Raw genomic sequence first — 915 nt, forward strand, 5'->3', positions numbered from 1 at the left:
ACCGATCACGCTGTCGACCATCCGCTTGCGCTCGGCCGGCTTCATCGAGCCGAGCTTCTCGATGTCGCCCTGGTTGGCGACATGGGCGGTGTCGAACACGGTGAGGCCGTAGCCGAACAGCTCGGCGATCTTGACGTTGATCGGCTTGGTGCCGACAGCGATCACCTCGTCGCCACGGTAGAGCTTCGGGCTGGTGTTGCGGACCACCTTGTAGTCCTCGCCCTTTAGGCTCCATTCCAGCTCGGCGCGGAGCTTCTGGTAGCCGCTCTGCTCGCCACGGAGCGCAGCCGAGCCGAACAGGCAGTAGCGGATCATCTCGATAACGAAGGACTTGCCGGCCTCGTTCGGGCCGGTGATGGCGCCGAAGCCCTTCTGGAAATCGATCTCGCCAGAAATAGTCCGGCCAGTCGAGGTGAAGGTGACGGAGTAGGAAAGGCTTTTAAGCATTGGGGACAACCACCGTGAGTTCGGCGACGAACTGGTGCCCGCCGGTGACGGAGCACTTCCGCTCGCTCATGTGGACGTGCTCGGTGACCGCTTGGGCTATGCGGCGCTTGGCCTCCTCAGCCGCCCAGGGCAGCCAGGCCGGTCCCTCAAGCTCCAGGTTGATGGTCGAGAGCCCCTTCAGGGTCCGGACCTGCTTCCGGTCCAGGACCACGTAGCCCATCGCTTGAAGGGTGTGGATCATGTCCTCAGTCGACATTCGGCCAGCTCCTGCAGCGTCCGTGAACCCGGGCCTTCGCCACGGCGGTGGCGACGAAGGGGCCGAGGTGGGTGAGAAACGCCGTGGCCACGACGTGGAACTTGTCGATGCTCTCCTCCGCCGCCTTCCTGAGTTCGGTGATCATGCTGATCTCGACGGTCTCGAGCCCCGGAGTGGTCAGCCACTCCTCCATGCCGGCGGCCACGACGCGC

3 protein-coding genes are annotated in these 915 nt (G+C 64.4%); all 3 read right to left on the reverse strand.

Translation table 11 applies throughout. The features are described 5' to 3' along the window. On the reverse strand, positions 1-447 hold a 447-nt coding region (locus ACUN0C_RS20170; protein WP_445468191.1), incomplete at its 3' end, for an AAA family ATPase. After that, complete coding sequence (locus tag ACUN0C_RS20175; RefSeq protein WP_445468192.1) at positions 440-703, reverse strand: hypothetical protein; 264 nt, start codon at positions 701-703, stop codon at positions 440-442. The genes ACUN0C_RS20175 and ACUN0C_RS20170, both read right to left, overlap by 8 nt. Beyond that, the coding region (locus ACUN0C_RS20180; protein ID WP_445468193.1) for a hypothetical protein at positions 693-915 on the reverse strand (223 nt) is incomplete at its 5' end. The genes ACUN0C_RS20180 and ACUN0C_RS20175, both read right to left, overlap by 11 nt.

Source organism: Faunimonas sp. B44 (assembly GCF_052655945.1).